Source organism: Rhodococcus sp. NPDC004095 (assembly GCF_053604015.1).
In genome coordinates this window covers 1-1,205 of sequence record NZ_JBSGGS010000032.1, presented here as the reverse complement: position 1 = coordinate 1,205, position 1,205 = coordinate 1, and the positions used below count along the sequence as shown (strand labels likewise).

Sequence of the window (1,205 nt, the reverse complement as noted above, 5' to 3'; positions counted from 1 at the left end):
GGAGATGTACAAGCTGCGTGACGAGTCCGCTGCCGCAGGGGATTTCGATCTGCTGGTGTACCAGAACCCGGAGTGCGTGGAGAAGGGGATCAATCCGTTCACGCACGGTTCGTCGACCCACACCGACATGTGGAAGACCGAGGGCCTCAAGCAGGCACTCGACCTCCACAGGTTCGACACGGCGTTCGGTGGCGCCCGACGCGACGAGGAGAAGTCCCGCGCGAAGGAGCGCGTCTTCTCGGTCCGCTCCGCCGAGCACCGCTGGGATCCCAAGCGGCAGCGACCCGAACTGTGGCACATGTACAACGTCCGCCGCTCGCCCGGCGAGACGCTGCGGGTGTTCCCACTGTCGAACTGGACCGAACTCGACGTGTGGGAGTACATCCGGCAGGAGAACATCCCGATCGTGCCGCTCTACTTCGCCGCCGAACGGCCGGTCGTCGAACGCGACGGCACCCTGATCATGGTCGACGACGACCGGATGCCGTTGCGGCCCGGGGAGGTTCCCGAACTCAAGAGCGTCCGCTTCCGCACCCTCGGCTGCTACCCGCTCACCGGGGCCGTCGAATCCACGGCCGCAACCCTGACCGACGTCATCCAGGAAATGTTGCTCACCACCACGTCGGAGCGTCAGGGCCGCGTCATCGACCACGACAGCAGCGCCTCGATGGAGAAGAAGAAGCAGGAAGGGTACTTCTGATGTCCCACTCGTCCAACCTGATCGCCGAGGACATCGAGCAGTACCTCGCCCAGCACGCCACCAAGTCCATGCTGCGCTTCATCACCTGCGGCAGCGTCGACGACGGCAAGTCCACCCTGATCGGGCGGTTGCTGTACGAGTCGAAGCTCGTCTTCGAGGACCAGCTGAGCGCGCTCGAGAGCGACTCGAAGAAGGTCGGCACCCAGGGTGAGGGCCTCGACTTCGCGCTGCTCGTCGACGGTCTCGCCGCCGAGCGGGAGCAGGGCATCACCATCGACGTGGCCTACCGCTACTTCACCACCGAGCGGCGCAAGTTCGTCGTCGCCGACACCCCGGGCCACGAGCAGTACACCCGCAACATGGTCACCGGCGCGTCGACCGCCGACCTCGCGGTGATCCTGATCGACGCCCGCAAGGGCGTGCTGACCCAGACCCGCCGGCACTCGTATCTGGTCTCGCTGCTCGGCATCCGGCACGTGGTGCTCGCGGTGAACAAGCTCGACCT

Annotated in this window: 1 protein-coding gene and 1 pseudogene; both read left to right on the top strand. The window is 65.7% G+C overall.

Annotated elements, in window-relative coordinates:
* Nucleotides 1-700, top strand: a 700-nt coding sequence (cysD, locus tag ACWEPG_RS28400) for a sulfate adenylyltransferase subunit CysD (RefSeq protein ID WP_452595857.1), incomplete at its 5' end; no start/stop codon positions are given.
* Nucleotides 700-1,205: pseudogene (nodQ, locus tag ACWEPG_RS28395) on the top strand (bifunctional sulfate adenylyltransferase/adenylyl-sulfate kinase NodQ); the annotation flags it as partial. The gene cysD and the pseudogene nodQ, both read left to right, overlap by 1 nt.